Here is a 23,074-nt window from a genome sequence, read left to right as displayed (position 1 = left end):
CTGACTACTGCCCCCGTGGTGGTGGTGGTTGCGGTGCTGCCGGCTCGTCGTGGTCGATCGCGTCCAGCAGTGCGAGGTCGCCCTCGGTCACCAGTCGCGTCGACAGGGCGTGCTCGACCAGCCGCGCCTTGCGGTTGCTCGCGAGCTTCCCCGGCCCCCCGTGCAATCCACGAGTACCAGCATCGGCGAGCTTTTGACAGACATTGTCCAGTTTTCGGTTGAACTTCGTGACCTTCCAGCCGAGGCGGGCGGCGGCGTCGGCCGACGACGGGATCTGGCCGGGCGCGGCATACGAACGTCGGAGCAGGCCCTCGCACAGGGCGACCATGAGCAGCTTCTGGTCGGGGGTGAAGGTGACCCGACCGACCGTGGTCTCCCCCGTGCTGTCGGTCTCGGCGTCCTCGCTGCCCGTCGCCGTGAAGGCCGGGGTGTCGACGATGATGTCGAAGTCGTACGTGGTCGGGCCGGCCGTGAACCACACGGTGAACCGTTCGAGCGCGAGCGGGATCCGGGCGCCGGGGTTGAGCCAGGCCTGGAACAGCCCCTTCTTGTCGGCGACCGTGGCCGTCAGCGTGGTGCCGACGTTGGTGAGCCACCACAGGCCGCCGTCCTCGACGACCTGCAGGAAGCTGCGGTGCAGGAACGGGTTGTCGTCGATCTCGACGTCACCGGTGCGCCCGATGGTGAGCGGGGTGCCCCTGACGGCGACGAACTCCTCGCCGCAGAACTCCACGGTGATGCTGCCGGTGCTCACTTGGCCCTCCCACAGACGGGTGTCGAGTACTCCGAGGTCAGGCCCTCGCGGCTGACCTTGACCTGGCCGCAGACCTGGGTGCCGGCGGCGGCCTTCGCCGTGAACGTCGACCGGGCGAGCGGGGCGCCGTCGACCGCCGTGCCCAGGCCTCCCGTGGTCGCCGCGGTGCGGACGAAGAACCGGTCCGGCTTCTCCGGGGCGAGGTACTGCCACGCGAACGCCACGCCACCGGACACCCCCCGCGCCTCGAGCGTCGGGGTGCTCGGCACGGACAGGGCGACGTCGCCGCTCTGGCTGGCGACCGTCTTCGGCGTGTCCTTCGGGGAGTCGTTCCCGCCGCCGAACACCACGGAGATCCCCACGACGACGGCGACCACGGCGACGGCGATCGCGGCGAGCGTGACCGCCGGGTTGCGGGACGAGGCCGCCGCAGCAGGCTCCTCGCTCGCCGGGGTGCGCGTGCCGAGCCGGTCGCGGCTCACCGTGCCCGCCACGTCGACGTCGTCCACCAACGGGTGCTCGTATGCCGCGTGCGACGCCGGCCCCGCCACGCCCTGGGCGCCGTTCACGGCGACCGTGCCACCCACGCTGCGCGGTCGAGCGGGCGCCGGGGTCTGGCCCTGCACGGACTGAGGAGCGCGGACCCGGGTGCGGTCGTCGTCGGCGTCCGGCGACGGTCCGCTCTGGTCGGCGAGGGTGGTCTGGCCCTGCTCGTCGAGGACGACGATGGCGGTGCGGGTGAACCGCTGCTCCTGCTCGATCTCCTGCAGCGAGCGGGCGAACGCGATCGCACTCTGCGGCCGGGCCGCCGGGTCCTTGGCCATCGCCTGGGTGAGCAGCCGCTCGAGCGAGACCGGCACGTCGGCGCGGCCGGTGGCCGGGACCGGGGAGGTGCGGATGCGGGGCATCAGGCCGTACGCCGAGTTGTCGCCACCGGGGATCTCGAACGGCGAGCGCCCGACCAGCAGCTGCCACAGCGTCGCCGAGAGCGAGTAGACGTCGGCGCGGGCGTCACCGTTCGACTGACCGAAGAGCACCTCAGGGGGTGCCCACGGGACGCTGACGCCCACGTCGTCCTCGTCGTCCTCCGCCGCACCGTGGCCGAGCTGTCCGGCGATGCCGAAGTCGGTGAGGCCGGGGGCGCCGTACTGGCTGACCAGCACGTTCGCCGGCTTGATGTCGCGGTGCGTGATGCCCGCCCGGTGGGCCGTCTCGACGGCGCTGGCGAGCTGGATCCCGGTGCGCAGGACCTCCTCGACGCTGAGCCGCTCGTTGCGCGAGCGCAGCGCGAGGTTCGGCGGCGGGTAGTACTTCATGACCAGGTAGGGCCGGCCGTCGAGCGAGGTGCCGGACCGGAAGACCTGGACGATGTAGGGGTGGTCGGCGAGCTGGGCCATGGTGTCGGCCTCGTCGCGGAACTGGCGGCGGATCGCGTCGGTGATGCCCTCGCCCTTGAGCACCTTGACCGCGACCCGCATCCGGGGCATCTGCTGCTCGTACAGGTAGACGTCGGCGTACCCACCCGTGCCGACGAGCTCGCGGTAGACCAGGCCGTCGAGCTCGGGTGGGGCGGCCACCGTCACGAGGGCACCTCGTAGGTGAAGGTGACCTCGTCGGCCATGCCGACGACCGTGCCCGGCTCGATGACCTGGCTGTCGCTCGGCCGCAGCCGCACCGGCTGCTGGCCGGGCAGGGCCACGGTGGTGCCGTTGGTCGAGCCGAGGTCGCGCACCAGGACGTGCCAACCCTCCAGCACGATCTCGACGTGGTTGCGCGAGATGTCGTTGTCGCGGCTGACCACGCGCACCAGGTGCGGCCGCTGGGCGGCGGGCAGGTCGGCGTTGACCTTCGGGGCGCGGCCGAGCAGCACCCCGCGGTCGAGGGTCACGACGTCACCGGTCGAGAGCCGGATCGTGCCGAGCGGCGGCCGAGGCGTCTGGAACGGCTGCTGCGGCGGGATCTCCCGCTCGCACACCCGGCAGCTGCTCGCGTGCGGCGGGCTCGGGTGCCCGGCCGGGCAGAGCACCGCCAGGACGATGGGACCCCTCGGTATGGAGCCGGTCGCCGTCATCGGCAGGCTCGCCCGGTCGACGGTGGCCTCGTCCGCGTCCGGGGCGGGCGGTGGGGTCGTGTGCTGCGGGGCAGCGGTGTCCTCGGGTGCGGCGGCCGGCGGCGCGACGGGCGACGGTACGACGGGCGACGGCACGACGGGCGACGGTACGACGGGCGACGGCACGACGGGCGGCGGCACGGCGGCCGTGTGGCCGGAGGTGCCGCGCCGGCCGGGCATCTCACCGGCGGTGCGCGCGGCCTGGGTGTCGGAGACGGCGGGCGGTTCCGGTGCCGGGGTCGGCTGCGCCGGGGGCGGGGTCGGCTGCGCCGGCGGCGTCACGGGCGGGGCAGGAGGCGTGGGCATCGGGGCCGGCGGGGTCACCGGGGGAACCGGCATCGCGGTGGTCGCCGGGGCCGGGGGCTCGTCGGTGGGGGCGACGTTGCTCCCTCCACGGCGCCACGGGACGGACTCGATCAGCCCACCGCCTGCGGCCGGTCGGCTGCCCTCGTCGGTGCCGCGGGTCGGTCCTGCGGGCGCCGACGGCGTCGCCGGCGACGGCGACTGGGGTGCGGGTGCGGGTCGCCCGGCCTGGGTGTGCTGCGGCGGGGGGAGCGTGTGGTCGGCCGGCGGCGGGGTCACCCCGGCCGCCTCCTCCATCGGCGCGCGGCCGATCGGCGGCTCCTGGAGGGTGCCGGTGTCGTGGTTGGGCAGGAACGGCGGTGTGCCGGTCGAGCCGGGTGCACCGAACAGGTAGTCGTACCCGGGGACCTCCTGGACCACGGGCGCGGCATCGCCGGTACCTCCGTCCGCCGGGTCGCCGGCGGTGGCCGGGGGCGGCCCGCCGCGACGCAGGCGGGCCGGCACCTGCCAGCCCTGCACGCCACCGGGCGAGCTGAGCCGACCGTCGGGCAGACCCGGCGCGTCCTCGGCAGCCGGCTCGTCCTCGGCCGCGGGGGGCACCTCGCCGGAGTGCAGGACGAGCTCGGTCGACCCCTCGGGGGCGTCCTCGTCGGCCCAGGGACCCCGGCCCGCGGCGCGGATCTCGACAGCGTCGTCCCGACCGTCCTCGCCGGGCACGACGGCATACGCGGTGCCGCGGGCGACGACGCGCACGGGGTCACCGTCCTGGACGGCCACGAAGTCGGGGGCGGTGCGGACGCCGTCGCGGGTCAGGGCGTCGAGCAGGTCGTCGAGCCCACCGGCGACGGCGGCCTCGCAGACGCGCACGACCACCGCGTCGGTGGCCTCTCCCCGCACGAGGGCGAACAGACCTCCAGCCGAGATGGCGCACCATCCCGGCTGGTCGGGGTCGGCGAAGCGGACCAGGGTCATGCCGAGGACCTCGTGACCTCGCTGCGGGGAGCGGTGTCGACCTCGTCGTCGCCGTCGTCCTCGCGACGGTCGAGCGCCACGACGACCACGCTGACGTTGTCGCGGCCACCGGCGGCCACGGCGGCGTCGACGAGCGCGACGGCGGCCTCCTGCGGGTCCTCGTGCTCGCCCAAGAGCATGGCGATCTGGTCGTCGGAGAGCTCGCCGTTGAGGCCGTCGGAGCAGACGAGGAAGCGTTCGCCGACCTGCGGCGGGAACACCCAGAGGTCCACGGCGGGCATGGAGTCGGAGCCCAAGGACCGGGTCACGACGTTGCGCAGGGGGTGGCGGGCCGCCTCGGCCTCGGTGATGAGGCCGGCGTCGACGAGCTCACGGACCTCGGAGTGGTCGACGGTGACCATGCGCAGGCGGCCGTCGACGTAGCGGTAGACGCGGGAGTCGCCGACGTTGAACACCGCCCAGTGCGTCGAGCCCCCGGCCGAGACGACGGCCAGGCCCGCGGCCGTGGTGCCCATGCCGGTCTGCTCCGGGTGCCGGGCGACCGAGCGCAGGATCTGCGCGTTGGACTCGGCGAGCGCGGCGACGACGTCGTCGCGGACGAGCACGACGCGTTCGGCCAGGCCGCGAAGGCCGTCGACGACGATGCCGCTGGCGACCTCGCCGGCAGCGTGCCCACCCATCCCGTCGGCGACGGCGAAGACCGCCCCCTCCGCGACGAGGTCGTCCTCGTTGTGGCCGCGCACCCGGCCGATGTCGGTGGCCGACCCCGCGCGCAGGGTGAGGCCGGAGACCGTCACCGGGGTGCTGGTCACCGGGTCACCCGCACGGTCTGCATGAGCTCCTGGATGGTGCCGTACTCCGCCTCGACCTCGGGCCCACCCACCGAACCGGTGACCTGGATGAGGTCGACGACCTGCCCGCGGCGCGCGCCGGCGAACAGGTGCGCCTGCACGACGTCACCGACCTTGTCGTCGGTCCACGACACGTTGACCCCGACGAACGGCACCTGGTCGATCTCCACCTCGAACGGCTCGTCCATCTCGCCGTCGGGCCGCTCGGTCACGAACGCCTTGAGCTCGGCCAGCGCCCGCCCGATGGTGAACTCGGCCGACCTGGTGAACCCGCGCACGACGAGGTTGGGGGCGAAGCTGCCGCCCTCCTCCGCCCGGCGCGCGGCGAGCAGCGTCCCGGGGACCCGCACCGGGGACCAGCCGTCGGGGATGTCGACGGTGACCGACGGCGGGCCGGGGAACTGCTCGCTCGGGTACTTCAGGGTGGGCATCAGGGCCTTTCGGGGACGCAGTGACCAACGACTGCACCGGGCAAGGCTAGATGGGGTGGAGCCCGTCCCCCATGGGGAGAACTCCCCATGGCCGCCCTGCCGACGCAGCCGGGGCAAGGCTCCCACAGGTGGGCAAACCGGGAAACCTCACCGAGCAGACCCTCCCGTATGCCGCGGGGCGGCCCAGGTCAGCCCGCCTCGACGGCCGTGGTCTGAGCACGACCCGGGGGGCTCGTGACGGGGAAGCTGGGCGATGGGAGATCGGGCGGCGTGGGGTCCGTCGCCGGTGGCGGCGTCGAGGAGCTGGACGACGAGGTCGTGCTGGCCGGCGGCGGGGGCGCCGATGACGAGGAGGACGACGAGGACGGCGAGGGGAACAGCGTCGACGAGGAGGTCGTGGACGGCGCCGGGAGGGTGGTGGTCGGGGCCGGGTCGGGCAGGCGGATGGTGCCGCCCAGCAGCCGGAACACGGTCTCGCCCCACAGGGCGTCGCCGCGGGCGTTCAGCACCTCGGGGTCGGCTGCCGAGACGTAGGCGTTGGGGTCACCGGTGCCGATGAACGCCTTGGCGACGTCCAGCGTCCGCAGCTTCTTCGACGCGGCCCAGGCGGCGACGGCGGTGCGCACCTTCTTGTCCTGGTCGTCCCGGGTCGGCGGCTGGAGGGTGACGAGGATGCTGGCCGACGGGTAGGCGGTCCGCACGGCCGAGGCGACGTTCTGCAGGTGCTTCTTGACGTTGCCGGTCGAGTTGTTGCGCCCGTAGTTGAGGATGACGATGTCCGGCGTGGTGGGCACGAGGAACGGCACCCGCTTGGTCGCGTAGTCGGCGGTGGCGTCGGCGCGGCTGCCGTTGAAGACGACGGTGGGCGGGCCGGCCGTGCCGAACGACGTCTTGATCGTGTAGGTCGTCGGGTCGGCCGGGTTGAGCCGGTTGAGGGTGACCTTGCGGTCCTGCGCGAGGAGCTTGCTGAAGGCCGTGACCCACTCGGACTCGCCGTCGCTGGTCTGGTCGCCGAGCACGGCGATGGTCACCTTGGCGTCGGAGGCGAGCAGCGCCTCGGGCGTGCGCGGCGTCGGCGCGGTGGTCGTCGTGCTCGTCGTCGGTCGCTGCGTCGTCGTGGTCGTCGTCCTGCTCGGGGTCTTGATCACCGGCGACGGGTCGGCGATCGTGGGACGCCCGGTCGTCAGGAGGACGACGCCGACGACGAGGCCGACGTTGACGACGACGGCGAGGAGACCGAGCCAGATGTCGGTCCCCCTGAAGCGATGCATTCGGACATTGTGCCGCACGGCGTGCCGTCTCCCGAACTGACGCGTGTCGCCGACGGGCGGCGCGTGGACGGCCCTGACCAGCATGTCCGTTATGTTGACGGTGACCTCGCGCGCCGGGGAGCGTGCCGGGCAGCGCCCGGCGACCCCGCCGCATACCCGCTCCGTCCCCCTGAGGAGACCATGCCCGGCGCCGGCACCCGCGGATCCTCGTCCTCCGGTGCGGGGCGGGTCGTGGCCGACGCCCGCCGGGCGGTGTGGCACCTGCGGCACGGTGGCACGGAGCAGGTGCGCCGCTGGTGGCAGCGACGCGCACTGGACGACCGGCGGCCCCGGGGGAGCATCCGCCTCACCGGTGACGGGACCCTCGAGGTGCCGCCGTGGCCGTTGCCGGAACGCTCACCGCGACGTCCTGACCTGCGGGTCGGCGTCATCCTCGACGACTTCACGTCGCTGGCGCTGGGGTACGAGTGGGACCAGGTGGCGCTGCACCCCGACCGCTGGCGCGACCAGGTGGACTCGCCCCGGCTCGACCTGCTGTTCGTCGAGTCGGCGTGGCACGGCAACGGGGACGCGTGGCAGTACCACCTGACGGGGACGTCGGCGCCGCGGCCGGCGATCGTCGAGCTCGTGCAGTGGTGCCGCGACCACGGGGTGCCGACGGTGTTCTGGAACAAGGAGGACCCGGTCCACTACGAGGACTTCCTCGACACGGCCCGGCTGTTCGACCACGTCTGGACCACGGACTCCGACCGGGTCCCCGACTACCACCGCGACCTCGGGCACGAGCGGGTCGGCGTGCTGCCGTTCGCGGCCCAGCAGACGCTGCACAACCCGATCCGGCCCGGCGACGGCCACCAGAGCCGCGACATCGGGTTCGGCGGGATGTACTTCGCGCACAAGTACCCCGAGCGCCGCGAGCAGATGGACCTGCTGCTCGGAGCGGCCGACGCGGTCTCGTCACGGATGACCACGGGGCTCGAGATCTTCTCGCGCTACCTCGGGGGCGACGAGCGCTACCAGTTCCCGGCTCCGCTGGACCAGCGCGTGGTCGGCTCGCTGGACTACCCGCGCATGCTCACCGCCTACCGGGCCTACAAGGTCTTCCTCAACGTGAACTCGGTCGTCGGGTCGCCGAGCATGTGCGCCCGGCGGATCTTCGAGATCACCGCGTGCGGCACCCCGGTCGTGTCGACACCGAGCCGGGCCATCGGCGAGTTCTTCCCCGCCGACGAGGTGCTCCAGGTGGCCACCTCCGAGGAGGCCGGCTGGACGCTGCGCGCCCTGGTCAACAGCCCCGAGCTGCGCGACCGGACGGTGCACACCGCCCAGCGCCGGATCTGGGAGTCGCACACGTACACGCGCCGCCTCGACGCGGTCCTGTCCGCGGCAGGGCTCGCCTCCGGCTCGTCCGCCGCGCGGCTGCCGTCGGTCAGCGCCCTCGTCTCCACGAACCGCCCCCAGCAGGTCGACCACGTGCTCGCCACCGTCGCCGCCCAGCGCGGCGTGGACGTCGAGCTGGTCCTGCTCACGCACGGGTTCGAGCCCTCCGCGGACCTCGCCGCCCGTGCCGCCGAGCTCGGGCTGCGCCTCACCCTCCTGCACGAACCCGCCGGCACCACCCTCGGGGGCTGCCTCAACCGCCTCGTCGGGGCCGCGTCCGGTGACGTCGTGGCCAAGATGGACGACGACGACCTGTATGGCGCGGACTACCTGCGCGACCAGCTGCACGCCCTCGACTACTCCGGGGCGGACGTCGTGGGCAAGCAGGCGCACCACATGTACCTCGAGGCCCTGGACGTCACCATCCTGCGGTTCCCCGAGCGCGAGCACCGGTTCACCGACCTCGTCATGGGGCCGACCATCGTGGCCCGCCGGGAGGTCGCCCTCGCCCACCCGTTCACCGACGTGTGGCGAGGGGAGGACACCGGCTTCCTGCGCGCCGTGGCGGCCGCCGGCCTGTCCATCTACTCGTCCGACCGGTTCAACTTCGTCCAGATGCGGCATACTTCGGTCCGCCACACCTGGGAAGCCACATCAGCGGAACTGCTGGCAAACGCACGGGTCCTGGCCTATGGGCATGCAACGGAGCATGTCGTCTTCTGACCCGCCCCCAGCTGGTGGGCAGGCGGGACAGCACTCGGCCTCACCACCGATCCAGTACGTAGTCGAGACGGAGACCATGTCTGACGAGCACCTCTTGACCAACGAGCTCAGAACTCTTAGATCCGAGCTCGACGAGGCGCGAAGCGAGGCCCTGTCATCCCGCATCCGCCTGCTCAACACGAAGACCGCTCAGGCCGCGGCTGTCGACAGGCTCGAGGCCGAGCTGGAGGCCGCGCGGGCCAAGGCCCAGCAGCTCGAGACGTCCTTGGCTGTCGCCGCCAACGCCCCGCAACGCACCGCCTCGGAGATCGCCGAGAGGGAACTCAAACGCGTCAGCGGCACGGGCGCCTCGGCCCACCGTCTCACGGTCAACGTCGCCGTAGGGCCTGACTACTTCTTTGGCAGTCAGCACCATAAGGACGTCCGGGTCATCGAGCAGATCGCGTTGAAGAACGCGAGCCTCAAGGCACGCGACGTCATCGCCCGCAGCGCCACCCACCTTTTGCTCGACTATCCCGGGCTACGCACCATCGCCCGTCTCCACGCACGCGGGGTCATCGACCAGGCGCACACAGCAGTCTTCTCCGCGTGGCTTCCCCGGTCGCTGCTCAGCCTTGCCCGCGTCGTCGCCGATCAGAACCTGCTCCCTGAGGACAAGGACGACTCGCTCGCCCTGCACCACCTGGCCATTTCGCTCTGGGGCGTCTCGGTCCTCGACCAGCGCTCAACTCTGATCTATGCGGAACTGTTGGAGGAGGCCTTGGCAGCGACCGAACTGGACCTCTTCGCCGAGGCGGTGGACCTGGCCAGCACCCACCCCGTCCAGATGGCCCTCCTCACAGCCAACAGGCTGCGTCGCGCCGAGGAGGGCGAGGACCCCACCGGCTGGCTAGACGCCCTCAACGAGCAGTACGTGCAGTCGAGCCTGTCGCCCATCGAGGTCGGGGAATGGGACGCCGATCTCTTGGGACGGCTCCACGTGAGCGGACCGCCCGAGGAGGACGGTCCCCTGGTCAGCGTCCTCATGCCCACCCACAACGGATCGGCCCACATCCTCACTGCCATCCGCAGCGTGCTGGCGCAGACTTGGCGACGACTCGAGCTGATTGTCGTGGACGACTGCAGCGACAGCGAGCATTGGGACTTCTTGAAGCGCATGGCCCCCCAGGACGAGCGCCTGACCCTGCTGCGACAGGACACCAACCAGGGCGCCTACCGCGCACGGCGCCGAGCCTTCGCTCAAGCGACTGGTGAGTTCGTCACCGTTCACGACGACGACGACTGGTCGCACCCGCAGAAGATCGAGACGCAAGTGCGGCACCTCGTGGAAAACCCCGATGAGGTCGCCAACATGTCCTTTATGGTCCGCATGGACCAGGACGGCTACTTCACCCGGATCAACGACAACCCGCAGTTCAGTCAGAAGAACTACAGCTCCATGCTGACGCGCAGCGCGTTGGTAAAGCGGCTGGGCAACTGGGACGACCTCAATCGGGCAGCGGATGCCGAGTTCCACGACCGGATCCACGCTGCGACGGGGCGGCGGGTGGTCGCAGTCGAGGGCCCACCCCTCTCGATCATGAGGTCGCGGTCCGGCTCCCTCACCTCGGGCGAGATCCGTCGCGGCGCCCTGGACTTCGGTCGGCAGACGTACGGATTGTTCTACCTGCTCTGGCACGCAGAGGTCAGGGAGTCGCAGCAGACGGCAGAGACCGTCACCTTCAGCCCCGAGCAACGACCCTTTCCCGTCCCCGTGAACCTCACGGCTGGTCAACGGCAGCCAGACATGGGCCACCTCGACGTCATCTACTGCACCGACATCAGGTTCCCTGGCGGCAACTCCTCCCTGACCGCTGCAGAGATCCGGGCCGCGCATGAAGCGGGGCTGCGCGTGGGCCTGATGCACCTGTCCTCACCCGTGCTGCGTGCCCCCCGTCCTGCCAACCAGAGCTTGCGTCAGACAGTGGCCGACCTCGGCATCCCCGTGCTCGCGCTTGAGGACTCCGTTTCCACGTCTGTCGTCCTCGTGCGCAACCCGACGGTCCTGCAGTACGCCGACAACCTCGCTAGCCAGATCCGGACCCACCGGGTGCTGGTGGTCGCCAACACCGCGCCACTCAGCCTCAACGGGACCGATGCCTCATACGACATCGACGTCGCCGTCCAGCATGCCGGACGCCTCTTCGGTGCCTCGGTGGTGGTCTCGCCCGAGTCACCCCACACCCGGGACCTTCTCCGCCTCACGGCGCCTGGGATGGCGATTAACGGAGAAGACTGGCCGGGGTTCGTCCCCGACGACGTGATCGCCGGGGAACCCCGTCACACCCAGTCCAGAAGGCCGGTCGTGGGCCGTCACTCGCGCGACCACCGTCTCAAGTGGCCCGACACCCTTGCCGAGGTTGAGGCGGCCTACGTTTCTGACTCCTTCGAGACCCGTGTCCTCGGCGGTGCCACCTCGATCGCGAAGGTTATCGACCTCGGCCAGAGTGGGGTCGAGGTGCTTCCGTTCGATTCCGTCGCACCGAACGAGTTCCTGAACGGAATCGACTTCTGGGTCTACATGCACTCGGCCAAGCTGGTCGAGTCTTTCGGCATGTCCGCCCTGGAGGCGATGGCAAGTGGTTGCGTCGTCGTACTCCCCCCCTACATGGAGCCGTTATACGGAAAGGGTGCTCTCTACGCTGAACCGTCAGAGGTGTCGGGTTTGGTCAGTGACGTCTGGGGCGACGACGACCGCTACCGCAAGCAGAGCGCCGATGCGCTGGGGGTGGCTCGATCACGGTTCTCCACCAGCGCCTACGTCACCCGCCTGCGTGCCTTGGTTGAGGACTCGTCCACGTCTCCCGCAGCCGCGGCGATCCGTTGACGTCCAGGAGTATGGCCCAAGACGGATGGGCTGCCCATGGCAGTTATCCGGGGCCCGGGGGCGAGCTAGGGCTGGTTGAAACACCCATATACAAAGCGACTGGGATCGACCCAGTCGCGGTCGTCGCCGAAAGGACGTTGGCCGAGGCCATTGCAGGTCTGGGACCAACCCTCGTCCTTCAGCCTCGCCTGAACGAACCGGTCTTGGTCTCTCATGCGGTCTCGAGACTGGTCGTCGACGAGTCGTTTGTCTTCAGCTCCCCTTGGTATCGCTGGATCGACGATGGCGGGGAGGCGTGGGGCCCGCTTCGGCACATCGCAGAGTGGTTCCGGAGCAAACATCTGCCCGTCCTCGTGCTGAGCAGCGACTCTCACACTCCCCACCTCCAGCTTCGTGGGGCTCAGTACCTTCCCAACCTCCACACGAGGCGTCTCGAGGAAGAGCTCGAGTACCTCGACCCCCTCCTCGAGCTCCTGCAGCACTTCGTGCGGCCGTCGACCCACGCCGAGGAGCAACGATCGTGAAGTACGTCTATGCGCGCAGTGCCACCGCTGGCCCTGTCGACCTGCTCGATCTCCTGGTAGCACGTTGGGCAGGCTCGGTCAGCGCTGAGTCTCTGACCTGCCAAAGCGACTCAATCGAACTGGTCGACGCTCTTGATACAGAACTTCGCGGGATGGAGGGTGACCTCCGCGTCGTGTGTACCGCCGTTCCACGAGCTTCGAGCGGCGACCGAGCGCTTGCGTGGAAGGCAGTAACGCTTGCGGTCGCCGAAGATTCACCCATCATCTGTCGCGGACTCGTTCTGGCCCGTGCGGTCGCGGGCAATGCCCAGATGGCGGGTCGGATGGTTGTCTGTCTCGACGAACAGGAATGGGCCGCCTTCCGGTCGAACGCGGCGTACGCGCAATCTGCCCTGCAGGCCGCAGCGCTGGTACTCGTGACTCCAGACATTCACGAGTCGGTCGATTCGTCCGAGTGGGTCAACGGAGCTCGACTGTGGCCACTCATGGAGGGCGGCCCTACAGACGTGTTGACGGACCTCAACGGGGGTGCCGAGGTTCCCGCCCAACTCCGGCTCGAGACAGCCTTGGCCGCGAGGTTGCTCGTCGAGATCGGCGTCGGCTCCCAGCACACATCGAGCTCATCCCAGACGTGGTCCCTCCAAGACTGCAGAGTTCGGATTGATCACGACGGCGACCAATCAACCGTCACGTTCGAGGTTCGGCCAACGTCCGCCTGGGGTACTGATACCGCAGGACGAAAACTTTGGCGTGTCAAGCGCATCGCTGAGGCGTGGGGTCTCGCTGCGCTCGTCACTTCAGATGTCGCCGTGGCCGCGTACGCAGCAGCCCACCCCGACATGAGGAGCCGAACCTGGCTCCTCGTCCCCGACACTGCCCGCACCTCGTGGACTTCTCAGGACTGGGATACTTTCGCGGACTGCGCCCAGAAACTGAACCGAATCCTGGTTGATCGCTCTGACGAACTGAAGTACTTGGAGCTCCGGTTTCCCCAGGTGGTCGGACGCCTCAACTTGATCCCAGCGACCACGAATGACGCCCCGACCTCTGGTCGCGCCTCTTTGGCAACCCGATATGGCAGCATCCGGTCGCAACTCGTTGTGGGAACGCACCGATCTCGGCTCCTGGTCGTCGGCCACGACATGAAATTCGCCAACCCGATCCTCGAGTACTTGCGGCGACGTGAGGGGCTGGATGTCGCCGACTACTCCTGGACAAGTCAGCACCACACCCAGCCCACAGAGCTTGCCAGCGCTGTCGCCGACCGGGATGTCGTGTGGGTCGAGTTCGCGTCCGGCGCCGCCGAGTGGCATGCGGCCAATAAGGGCGATCATCATCTCGTCGTCCGGGTCCATGGATACGAGGTCAACGGCCCTTGGGGGGATGGCATCGACTTCAGCCAGGTGGACGTCGTCGTCTTCCCATCGGAACACTTGCGGGCCAAAGCGGTCACACGTTGGTCGCTCGATCCTGCCAGGACCAGAGTGATCCCGAACCCCGTCGACCATTGGCACCTGCACAGACCCAAGACGGCTCAGGCCCGTCACACTCTCGGCCTTCTCGGTTGGTCCCCAGGCTTGAAGCGGTTCGACAGGGCCGTTTCTCTTCTACGCGAATTGCTTCAGACAGACGAGCGATGGATGTTGTCCGTTAAAGGCATGTCGCCACAGTCGTTGGAGTGGGTGTGGAGCGATCCCGACCAGCGCGCGATGTTCGACGGCGTCTTTGCAGCCATAAGGACGGACACGGATCTGGCGTCCCACATCTTCATCGAGGACGCAGGTCCTGACGTTCCGGCCTGGTTCACCGGTGTTGGTTGGATCCTCTCGCCCAGCGACCACGAGTCCTTCCACCTCGCCCCGGTTGAGGGCATGGCCTCCGGATCGGTCCCCGTGGTCTGGGCGAGGGATGGGGCCGCAGACATATTCCCCGAGCCGTTCCTTGTCAACGATGTGGCGGAGGCAGCGGAGTTCATCCTCACGGCTTCCAGCTCGGACCGGTTCGACGGCTACGCCGCCCTCGCCGAACATGCGGTCGCGCACCTTGACCTACCGAGCGTTGTGGACCGGTGGGCCGACGTACTCCAAGTAGGCCGAGGTCGCTGGGCATAGCACGCGGCAGCAATCCGCTGCGGTTTGACGAACCACGCCATCCCCGGCGGGGATTTCCGCGACTAGGCCTGCCGTTCGATACCTTTGACCCCGCCCTTCCTCTCCCACCCAGACAAGGCACTCCTGTGGCTCACCACTCCACCGTCGCTGTGATCGGCCTCGGCTACATCGGACTACCGACCGCGGCCATCCTGGCCAGCAATGGGGTGAAGGTCATCGGCGTGGACGTCAGCGACCGTCACGTGGATGCGGTGAACCGGGGAGAAGTGCCCTTCGTCGAGCCTGACCTCGCCACGCACGTGGCGGGTGCCGTCAGCCAAGGCATGCTCTCGGCGCAGAAGGACACGCCGCACGCGGAGACGTACATCGTCGCCGTCCCGACACCGTTCAAGGACGGCTACGCGGCCGACCTCAGCTACATCGACGCCGCCACCGATGCGATCATCCCGCAGCTGCAGGGCGACGAGCTGATCATCCTCGAGTCCACCTCCCCTCCCGGCGCGACGGAGCACATGGCCCAGCGCGTCCTGGACGCCCGCACGGACCTCTCCCTCGACGGATCGCAGGGCCGTCCGGTGATCCACTTCGCACACTGCCCCGAGCGGGTCCTGCCCGGTCGCGTGATGATCGAGCTGGTCACCAACGACCGGATCATCGGCGGCCTGACCACGGTGGCGGCAGAGCGCGCCCGGGACCTCTACCAGGTCTTCTGCGGTGCCGAGCTCCACCTCACCGACGCCACCACCGCGGAGATGGCCAAGCTCACCGAGAACTCCTACCGCGACGTGAACATCGCCTTCGCGAACGAGCTCTCGATCATCGCCGACAAGCTCGGCATCGACGTCTTCGAGCTCATCGAGCTCTCCAACAAGCACCCGCGCGTCAACATCCTCCAGCCCGGGCCGGGTGTCGGCGGGCACTGCATCGCCGTCGACCCGTGGTTCATCGTCAGCGCCGTCCCGGAGGAGGCGCGCCTCATCCGCACCGCCCGCGAGGTGAACGACCACAAGCCGGAGTACGTGCTCGGCAAGGTCAAGGACCGGGCCGACCGCTTCAAGGACCCGGTGATCGCGGCGCTCGGCCTCGCCTTCAAGCCCGACATCGACGACCTGCGCGAGTCGCCGGCGCTGTCCATCACCCAGGCGCTGGCCCAACGCCACCCGTCGTCACGCATCCTCGCGATCGAGCCCAACATCGAGGAGCTGCCGGCGTCCCTGTCTGCGCTCGACAACGTCGAGCTCGCGAACACCGCTGAGGGCATCGCTGCGGCCGACATCGTCGTGCTACTGGTGGACCACCGCGAGTTCAAGCACGTCGACCGACGCCTGCTCGCCGAGAAGGCCGTCATCGACACGCGCGGCACTTGGCGCTGACACCGATATTCGCGGTCGACGTACCGAGCGGGATGGCGCGCAGTCACCGTTCAGGTCGTCGCCAGCTTTCGACCGAGGGGATGAATCAGTGCTCGACTTTCTGCTGATCTGGGATCGCGATGGCATTCAGAGCGTCAAGGCCGCCGAGGAACGAATCCGTCGCGAGGCGGGCCAGCTCAGACTGACGCCAGAGGACCTATTTCGCGCTTGGTATTCTCGTGATGGTCACGTCTCGATCCTGGTGTGGGGCAGCGACGTTCCTCCCATCAAACCTCAAGACCGCGTCGAGCGTGGAGAGGATGGCCTGCGACTCTTCTTGGGTTGGATGATGGATCCACTGAGCGGGAGGGTCGTCGACGGGGTCCGGGACACGACCTTGGACCCTGACACGGAGATGTACGGCGAGTACGCGGCTCTGCGTGCCAAGCCCGAAGGCGACATCATCATCTGGCGTAATCTGCTGGCGTCCGTCCAGCTCTACTACAGCGACGAGCCCGGAAGATTTGTAGCATCGACCCGCGCCTCCATGGCCTGCTACGGCAGGACCCTGTCGACTCGTTTTGACCTCGATCCGGCCTTTGCGCGGACGGTTCTCACGTCGTCAATCGCCCTGAACGACCACACCCTCTTCGCCGGCGTGTGGTCGCTGCCCCAGGCCCACACGATCTACCGCCCGCCCGGCGGGCGGCCCGTCGTGCACCGGGAACATGATCAGCCCCTGCACGACGAAGAGCTGAAGCGGCTCTATATCAATGATCGAAAGACTTATTGGGACGACGCGTTTGAGCGCATAACCAGCCTTGCCGGCGCTCTGGACAGCGGTGATCTGCCCATCGTCGTGCCACTCTCAGGTGGCAAGGACAGCCGACTGCTGCTGGGACTACTCACCGCATCCGGACGTGCCGAACGCATCGAGAGCATGCTGACCTGGGGGGCCACGGGTAGCCCAGATATCCGCGCGGCGACGGCGGTAGCCGAGGTGCTGGGCCTCAGCCAGAAACACGAATTCAGGATCAACTCGGCGCCCGCGCCTAGGGTCATGCGGCGAGCCAAGTTCCTTCAACACGCATTCGTCACCGAGGGTGAAATGAGCCCCATGGATCTCACCGCAAAGAATCCGTTGCGGCACAAGATCCAGCTGCACGGGCAGGAGGGGGGGCTGCGCAACATCGCCGGTAAGCGCCGCTTCGAGACCTCTCAGGAGCTGTTGCAGTGGTTCCGGGTACACCTCGCCAACTGGGACACGTGCAAGATCCTGACGGATGACGCGCGGCAGACCAACGAGGACGAGTTCCTGGGCTACTTCTCACACCAGCTGCGCGTGGTTGACGACTTGGAACAGATCCCAACCAAGCACCGAAGTGAGCATCGCATCCGCCGATGGATGGCGCGCACCTGGGGCGTGTACAACTCGATGTCTTCTGCGCCCTACCTCTTGGCGACTGACACAGTGCTGAAGGCCACGTACAACGCCGGCCCACGCTCGCGCTCGCTCGAGGAGTTCCACTACGAGATGCTCAAGCGGTCGCATCCGCAACTCCTTGAGATCCCCTTCGCGGACCAAACCTGGGATCCCGAGCTCGAAACCCTGACCGGGATCAAGCCGCCCGCTATCGAGCCGTTCGTCTGGAATGAGGAAGTGCCGGTGATGAACCGGCGCCCCATCCACGCCGCCCTCAGAGACTGTTTCGACGACCTGCGTGGTCTTGTCGTGAGCCGACGGCCATCGGTGCTCGAGGGTGTGGTCGATCTTGACCGCCTAATGACTTTCGATGCGGCAGCCATGAAGCCGGGACACGTGCAGCCCTTGCTGCACCTCCTGACCTTCCTGGGGGCTGACGCCGTCTCCTCATTCGCGGAGCTCGACACGATCAGTGACCAAGTCGGATCCTTCTTGGTCCCCGACTTCGATTCCGAACCCGAGGTGCGTTCCATCTGAGCTCGCGTGAGCCATCGGAAGGATCCTTCGTGCACTCGGAAGCATGCCAAAACGGCCTAGGATCGACCCGTACCTCCGTCGCCCACCCTGCAGGAGCCCTGACCAGTGCACGACGACGAACGCCGCGATCAGACCGACCTCGATCGGCGGTTCTTGTCGGAGTTCATCAGCGACCCGCACGGCCTGCGGGTGAGGTTCGAAGGGCTGCAGGCTCGTGACCGAGCCGCTCGCGCCAGGCTCAAGGATGCCGACAAGAACGCCACCGAGCTCAAGCAGCTCCGCAAGGAGAAGCAGGAGCTGACCCGTCGGCTGGGCAGCGCCAACTCCGCCCTCGACGCCTACCGCGCCGAGACCACCCGGCTCAAGGGCGACCTGAAGCGGGTCCGCGGGTCCAAGGCGTACCGCCTCGGTCGGTCGCTCACCTCCCCGCTCGGTCTGGTGAGGGGCCGCCCCGCGGCGGCGCCGAAGCAGCTCCCCGCCGCGCCGCATACCGCGTCGGCGTCGGCGGGCTCCACCGCCCCGATGCCGTCCCCCGCCACGTCCCCCGCGCCGCGCGCCGCGTCCCCCGCAGCGGCTCCCACCACACCGGTCCCCGTCGACCGACGGTTGAGCGACTACTCGTTCGAGGAGCTCGTCGAGCGCTTCCTCGAGCAACGGACCCCGGTCCGCCTCGGGCACGTGCTCACCCGCGCGTGGTACCAGCGCGGACTGGTCTCCACGCCGTCCGCGCTGCTGCGGGACCACCCCGAGGTGACCGCCGCCCTCGAGGCCGGGCCGGCCGAGCTCGCCGAGCGCATCCTCGGTGCCGACCGGGTCGTCCGCGAGGGCATCCCCGTCCCTCCGCGTGCGCCCGGCCCCGCCTACCTGCCCGAGCCGGGCCGCGTCATGTACTGCGCCCACTCGACCCCGGCCTACAACACCAACGGCTACTCCGTGCGCACCAAGGGGGTCGCATCGGGCCTGCGCCGGTCCGGAGCGGACGTCGTCGTCGTGGCGCGGTCCGGCTACCCGTGGGACTCCAAGGCGGACGTGAAGTCGCGTGGTCGGCACCGGCACGCCGTCGAGGTCGACGGCGTCGAGTACGTCCACCTGCCCGGGAACCCCCTCGCGAGCACCCCCGTCGACCGCTACATCCTCGAGTGCGCCGACGCCTTCGTGCGTGAGGCCCGCCTCCAGCGGCCCAGCGTCATCCACGCGGCCTCCAACTTCCGCGTCGGCCTGGCCGCGCTCATCGCGGCCCGCCGGCTCGGCATCCCCTTCGTCTACGAGGTCCGCGGACTCTGGGAGGTCACCGAGGCCTCCGACAAGCCCGGCTGGGAGGACTCCGAGCGGTACGCCCTGCAGTCCGGACTCGAGACCCTCGTCGGCACGGAGGCCGACGCCGTGCTGGCCATCACGGGTCAGACGCGTGACGAGCTGGTCCGACGAGGCGTGCCCGCCGAGCGAATCACCGTGGCCCCCAACGCGGTCACGCCGAGCGAGTTCCTCCCCCTGCCGCGCGACACCGGGTATGCCGCCACCCTCGGCATCCGCACGGACGTGCCGGTCATCGGGTTCGCCGGCAGCATGGTCCCCTACGAGGGACTCGAGGTGCTCGTCGACGCCGCCGCGCTGCTGCGCGACGCCGGGGTCGGGTTCCAGGTCGTCGTGGCCGGCTCGGGTTCGGCGGCGGCGGGGCTCAAGGAGCAGGTCGCCCGCCTCGACCTCGGAGACCACGTGCGCCTGGTCGGACGGGTTCCCGGCGACCAGATGCCGCGGCTGCTCAGCCTCTTCGACATCATGCCGTGCCCGCGGTTGTCCCTGCCGGTCACCGAGATGGTCTCCCCCCTCAAGCCGCTGGAGGCGATGAGCAGCGCCAAGGCCGTGGTCCTCTCGGACGTCGCACCCCACCGCGACATCGCCGGGCCGGACGAGTCGCGCGCCCTGCTGTTCCGTGCCGGCGATGCCCAGGCCCTCGCGGACGTGCTGCGACGCCTCGTCGAGCAGCCCGACCTGCGGGCCGACCTCGGCCGCACCGGTCGCCTCTGGTGCCTGGACGAGCGCACCTGGGAGGGCCTCGCCCACACCATCAGCGGCGCCCACCGCGAAGCGGCCGTGCTGCACCGCGAGGCGGGGAGCCACGGGGTCGCCCTGGACACCCTGCGCGTCGGGCTGGTGGCCGACGAGTTCACGACGTCGACGCTCTCGGCGTCCGTGCAGGTCGTCCCGCTCGACCGCAGCGGCTGGCAGGACCAGCTCGACGGCCTCGACCTGGTCTTCATCGAGTCGGCGTGGAGCGGCAACGGTGGCACCTGGCACCGCGGTGTGGGCCGCTACTCCGACGAAGAGCACGCCGACATCTCCGCCCTGCTGGCCCGCGCCCGCGAGCTGGGGGTGCCCTCGGTCTTCTGGAACAAGGAGGACCCGGTCCACTTCGAGCGGTTCGTGGCGACGGCGTCCCTGTGCGACCACGTCTTCACCACGGACGGCAACCGCGTCCTGCCCTACCTGACTGCTGGCGTCGGCACGGTGCGGACCGCCTCGTCCCTGCCCTTCTACGCCCAGCCGAAGATCCACAACCCCCTGCCGGGGCGGCGCGACTACGAGCCGACCGTCGCGTACGCCGGCACCTTCTACGGCCAGCGCTACGCCAAGCGCTCGGCCGAGCTGAGCCTCCTCCTGGAGACGTGCCGCCCCTTCGGCCTGGCCATCTACGACCGGCAGGCGGCCATTCCGGACTCGCCGTACCACTTCCCCCCGGCCTTCCGGTCCAGCGTGCGCGGCTCCCTCCCCTACGACGAGGTCATCGACTCCTACAAGAGCCACCTGGCCAACCTCAACGTCAACTCCGTCACCGAGTCACCCTCGATGTTCTCCCGCCGCGTGGTCGAGGTCGCCGCCTGCGGCGGGGTGGTCCTGTCCGGGCCCGGACGCGGCATCGACGAGACGTTCGGGTCGGTCATCCCCACGAGCAACGACCCGCTGATGTGGCGCACCCTGCTGCGCACCTGGTCCAGCGACCCACAGGCCCGGCTCGCCGAGGCGTGGCTGCAGATGCGTGCCGTGTTGCGCTCGCACACCGTCGACACCGCCCTGACCATCGTGGCGCGCACCGCCGGTCTCCCCGTGGCCGCCCCCGAGCGCCCCTCGTATGCCGTGGTGCTCGACTCGACCGCGCCGGACGTCCTGCGCGCCCTGGCCCTGCAGTCCCAGCCACCCGTCGAGGTCTTCGTGCATGCCGACCACGGCACGGGCGCCGTCGACGACGCGACGGCAGCCCTCGCCCGCCACGGCGTCGCCGTGCGCACCTGGGACGGGTACGGCAGCCCCGCCACCGTCGCCGGCTGGATCGGCCGGCTCTCCGACGTCGTGGGCCGGACCCACTTCGAGGACCTGCTCCACGCCCCCGCCTACGGCGCGTGGGACCGCATCGACAGCCACAGCGTGCCCGACCTCGAGCCGGGTCGGCCCATCGCCGAACCGGTCCCCGGGACCGGCACCCTGACCGGGCTCGTCTCGGCGCAGGTCGCCGCCGAGCACCCCCACCTCGACGACGCCCTCCGGGCGCAGGACGTCACCGCGGTCCGCCTGCTGCTCCCGCACCGTGCCGTCGTGGCCGCGCCGCCCCCCGCGAGCGACACCTCGACGACCTCGTCGCTGGACGGCGCGGACATGGCTCGGGACGCTGCGACCATCGCCGGTCGCCGGGTCCTCGTCGCGGGCCACGACCTGAAGTTCGCCGCCTCCCTCATCGACGAGCTCCGCAGTGAGGGCGCCGAGGTGCTGCTCGACGAGTGGGAGAACCACACCACCCACGACGAGCAGCGGTCGCTCGAGCTGCTCGACCGGGCCGAGGTCGTGCTGTGCGAGTGGGGTCTGGGCAACGCCGTCTGGTACTCCCAGCACGTCATGCCCGGCCAGCGGCTCGTGGTCCGGGTGCACTCCCAGGAGCTGCGACGCCCGTACCTCGCGCAGGTGGCCCACGAGAACGTCGCGGCCTACGTCTTCGTCGGTGAGCTCGTCCGGGCGGCGGCCATCGAGAGCCACGGCCTCCCCGCGGACAAGTGCGTGGTCGTGCCCAACCCCGTCGACACGACGGCCCTCGACCTCGCCAAGTCTCCGGAGGCGGCGACGACCATCGGCCTGGTCGGGATCGTGCCGGCCACCAAGCGGCTCGACCTCGCGCTCGACGTCGTCGAGGAGCTGGCCTCTCGTGGCCACGACTACTCGCTGCGCATCAAGGGCCGCACCCCGCAGGACTACCCGTGGATGCTGGCCCGACCCGACGAGATGGCCTGGTACGACACGCAGTACGGGCGGATCGACAGGCTCAACGCCATACGTCCCGGCACGGTGGTCTTCGACGGGCACGGTGACGACATGGCGCAGTGGTACACCGGCGTGGGCGTGGCCCTGTCCGTGAGCGACTTCGAGTCGTTCCACCTCACCATCGCCGACGGTGCGGCCAGTCGCGCCCTCCCTGCGGTGCTCGCCTGGCCGGGCTCCGACCTGGTCTACCCGCGCGACTGGATCAGTGCCACGGTCTCCGACCTGGCCGACCGTGTCGTCGCCGAGGAGCGGAACCCCGAGGGCTACCGCGCCGTCGTCACCGACCAGTTCGAGGCGCGAGCCGTCCTGGGGCGTCTCGTCGACCTCCTCAGCCCCGAGGCGCCGACCCGTGGCTGAGACCCGCGTCCTCATCTACGGCAGCTGCGTCTCCCGTGACACCTTCGAGTTCCTGCCAGAGGGCCACACGCTGCTGGCCTACGTCGCCCGCCAGTCGGCGATCAGCGTCGGTTCCCCCGCCGCCGGCGTCAAGGCCCAGCTGACCGAGCTGCCCTCGGCGTTCCAGAACCGCATGGTCGCCGGTGACGTCAAGGGCGACCTGCTCGAGGTGGCGGCCCGGCTGGCGCCCCAGGTCGACGTCCTGCTCGTCGACTTCATCGACGAGCGGGGCGGGGTGATCGAGGTCGGGGGCGGCTACGTCACCAAGCTCACCGAGCTGTGGTCGTCCGGCGGTGCCGCCGCGACCCGCGGTGGGCGCTGGATCGCGTTCGGCACCGACCAGCACTTCGCCCTCTGGGCGCCGGCCGTCGACGCCATCGTGCGACGCCTCGACGAGCTCGGGCTCCTGGCGAGGACGGTGGTCCTGCGGACCCCGTGGGCAGCCCTCCTCGACGACGGCGGGGCCGTCCCGGTGCCGGGCTGGATGACGGCGCCGGCCCAGGCGAACGCCCAGTACCAGCGCTACTTCGAGCACCTGGACTCGCTCGGCCTGACCAGGGTCGACCTCCCCGAGGACCTGGCCCGGTCCACCATGGACCACAAGTGGGGGCCGAGTCCCTTCCACTACACGGCGCAGGCCTACGAGCACCTGGCCGCCGGGATCACCCGCGCGGAGGTCGCCCTGGCGGACGTCGACCGCTCCTAGGTCGACCCGGCCCGAGGTCGACCGGATGCACGAGGGCGCGGGCGCCCCCCCGAGTG

General features: G+C 69.9%; 14 protein-coding genes. 8 read left to right on the top strand and 6 right to left on the bottom strand.

The annotated features are described in order from the left end of the window. Nucleotides 1-4: 4 nt before the first annotated feature. The 6 genes from ACYVKF_RS09980 to ACYVKF_RS09955 form a co-directional block, all read right to left on the bottom strand. Nucleotides 5-754, bottom strand: coding sequence for an FHA domain-containing protein (locus tag ACYVKF_RS09980; RefSeq protein ID WP_056916120.1), 750 nt, complete (start codon nt 752-754; stop codon nt 5-7). Further along, nucleotides 751-2,337 carry a serine/threonine-protein kinase gene (locus ACYVKF_RS09975; protein ID WP_460966327.1) on the bottom strand — a complete coding sequence of 529 codons (1,587 nt, stop codon included), beginning with the start codon at nt 2,335-2,337 and terminating at the stop codon, nt 751-753. The genes ACYVKF_RS09980 and ACYVKF_RS09975 overlap by 4 nt, the downstream gene beginning before the upstream one ends. Continuing rightward, the gene (locus tag ACYVKF_RS09970; protein ID WP_460966326.1) at nt 2,334-4,139 is read right to left on the bottom strand and encodes an FHA domain-containing protein; all 1,806 of its coding nucleotides are present in this window, start codon (nt 4,137-4,139) and stop codon (nt 2,334-2,336) included. Before ACYVKF_RS09970 ends, ACYVKF_RS09975 begins: the two co-directional genes overlap by 4 nt. After that, entirely contained in the window at nt 4,136-4,951 is an 816-nt protein-coding gene (locus tag ACYVKF_RS09965; protein ID WP_460966325.1) for a PP2C family protein-serine/threonine phosphatase, read from the bottom strand. The genes ACYVKF_RS09970 and ACYVKF_RS09965 overlap by 4 nt, the downstream gene beginning before the upstream one ends. Beyond that, nucleotides 4,948-5,421 carry a hypothetical protein gene (locus tag ACYVKF_RS09960; protein WP_056916117.1) on the bottom strand — a complete coding sequence of 158 codons (474 nt, stop codon included), beginning with the start codon at nt 5,419-5,421 and terminating at the stop codon, nt 4,948-4,950. Before ACYVKF_RS09960 ends, ACYVKF_RS09965 begins: the two co-directional genes overlap by 4 nt. Before the next feature lie 188 nt (nt 5,422-5,609). Further along, nucleotides 5,610-6,692, bottom strand: coding sequence for an SGNH/GDSL hydrolase family protein (locus ACYVKF_RS09955; RefSeq protein ID WP_460966324.1), 1,083 nt, complete (start codon nt 6,690-6,692; stop codon nt 5,610-5,612). Nucleotides 6,693-6,872: 180 nt separating this feature from the next. Here ACYVKF_RS09955 and ACYVKF_RS09950 point away from each other — a divergent pair, with 180 nt between their 5' ends. The 8 genes from ACYVKF_RS09950 (at nt 6,873) to ACYVKF_RS09915 (ending at nt 23,018) form a co-directional block, all read left to right on the top strand. Beyond that, complete coding sequence (locus ACYVKF_RS09950) at nt 6,873-8,795, top strand: glycosyltransferase family protein (RefSeq protein WP_460966323.1); 1,923 nt, start codon at nt 6,873-6,875, stop codon at nt 8,793-8,795. Between the two features lie 76 nt (nt 8,796-8,871). Next, nucleotides 8,872-11,661: a glycosyltransferase gene (locus ACYVKF_RS09945; protein ID WP_460966322.1), complete on the top strand. Its 2,790-nt coding sequence runs from the start codon at nt 8,872-8,874 to the stop codon at nt 11,659-11,661. Between the two features lie 11 nt (nt 11,662-11,672). Then, entirely contained in the window at nt 11,673-12,185 is a 513-nt protein-coding gene (locus ACYVKF_RS09940) for a hypothetical protein (RefSeq protein WP_460966321.1), read from the top strand. Then, nucleotides 12,182-14,296: a glycosyltransferase family protein gene (locus ACYVKF_RS09935; RefSeq protein ID WP_460966320.1), complete on the top strand. Its 2,115-nt coding sequence runs from the start codon at nt 12,182-12,184 to the stop codon at nt 14,294-14,296. The genes ACYVKF_RS09940 and ACYVKF_RS09935 overlap by 4 nt, the downstream gene beginning before the upstream one ends. A 125-nt stretch (nt 14,297-14,421) precedes the next feature. Then, entirely contained in the window at nt 14,422-15,669 is a 1,248-nt protein-coding gene (wecC, locus tag ACYVKF_RS09930; protein ID WP_460966319.1) for a UDP-N-acetyl-D-mannosamine dehydrogenase, read from the top strand. Between the two features lie 88 nt (nt 15,670-15,757). Beyond that, complete coding sequence (locus tag ACYVKF_RS09925) at nt 15,758-17,608, top strand: adenine nucleotide alpha hydrolase family protein (RefSeq protein WP_460966318.1); 1,851 nt, start codon at nt 15,758-15,760, stop codon at nt 17,606-17,608. A 105-nt stretch (nt 17,609-17,713) separates the two neighbouring features. After that, complete coding sequence (locus tag ACYVKF_RS09920) at nt 17,714-22,273, top strand: glycosyltransferase (protein WP_460966317.1); 4,560 nt, start codon at nt 17,714-17,716, stop codon at nt 22,271-22,273. Next, nucleotides 22,266-23,018 (top strand): DUF6270 domain-containing protein, encoded by a 753-nt coding sequence (locus ACYVKF_RS09915; protein ID WP_460966316.1) that lies wholly within the window; start codon nt 22,266-22,268, stop codon nt 23,016-23,018. The genes ACYVKF_RS09920 and ACYVKF_RS09915 overlap by 8 nt, the downstream gene beginning before the upstream one ends. The last annotated feature ends 56 nt before the right edge of the window (nt 23,019-23,074 follow it).

It is taken from the genome of Pedococcus soli, assembly GCF_054782575.1.
This window is presented reverse-complemented; position numbering and strand designations above follow the sequence as displayed.

Coding starts and splice junctions, on each gene's coding strand:
- ACYVKF_RS09970 (WP_460966326.1), bottom strand. CDS start 4,139: ATGACCCTGGTCCGCTTCGCCGACCCCGACCAGCCGGGATGGTGCGCC.
- ACYVKF_RS09960 (WP_056916117.1), bottom strand. CDS start 5,421: ATGCCCACCCTGAAGTACCCGAGCGAGCAGTTCCCCGGCCCGCCGTCG.
- ACYVKF_RS09950 (WP_460966323.1), top strand. CDS start 6,873: ATGCCCGGCGCCGGCACCCGCGGATCCTCGTCCTCCGGTGCGGGGCGG.
- ACYVKF_RS09955 (WP_460966324.1), bottom strand. CDS start 6,692: ATGCATCGCTTCAGGGGGACCGACATCTGGCTCGGTCTCCTCGCCGTC.
- ACYVKF_RS09945 (WP_460966322.1), top strand. CDS start 8,872: ATGTCTGACGAGCACCTCTTGACCAACGAGCTCAGAACTCTTAGATCC.
- ACYVKF_RS09940 (WP_460966321.1), top strand. CDS start 11,673: ATGGCCCAAGACGGATGGGCTGCCCATGGCAGTTATCCGGGGCCCGGG.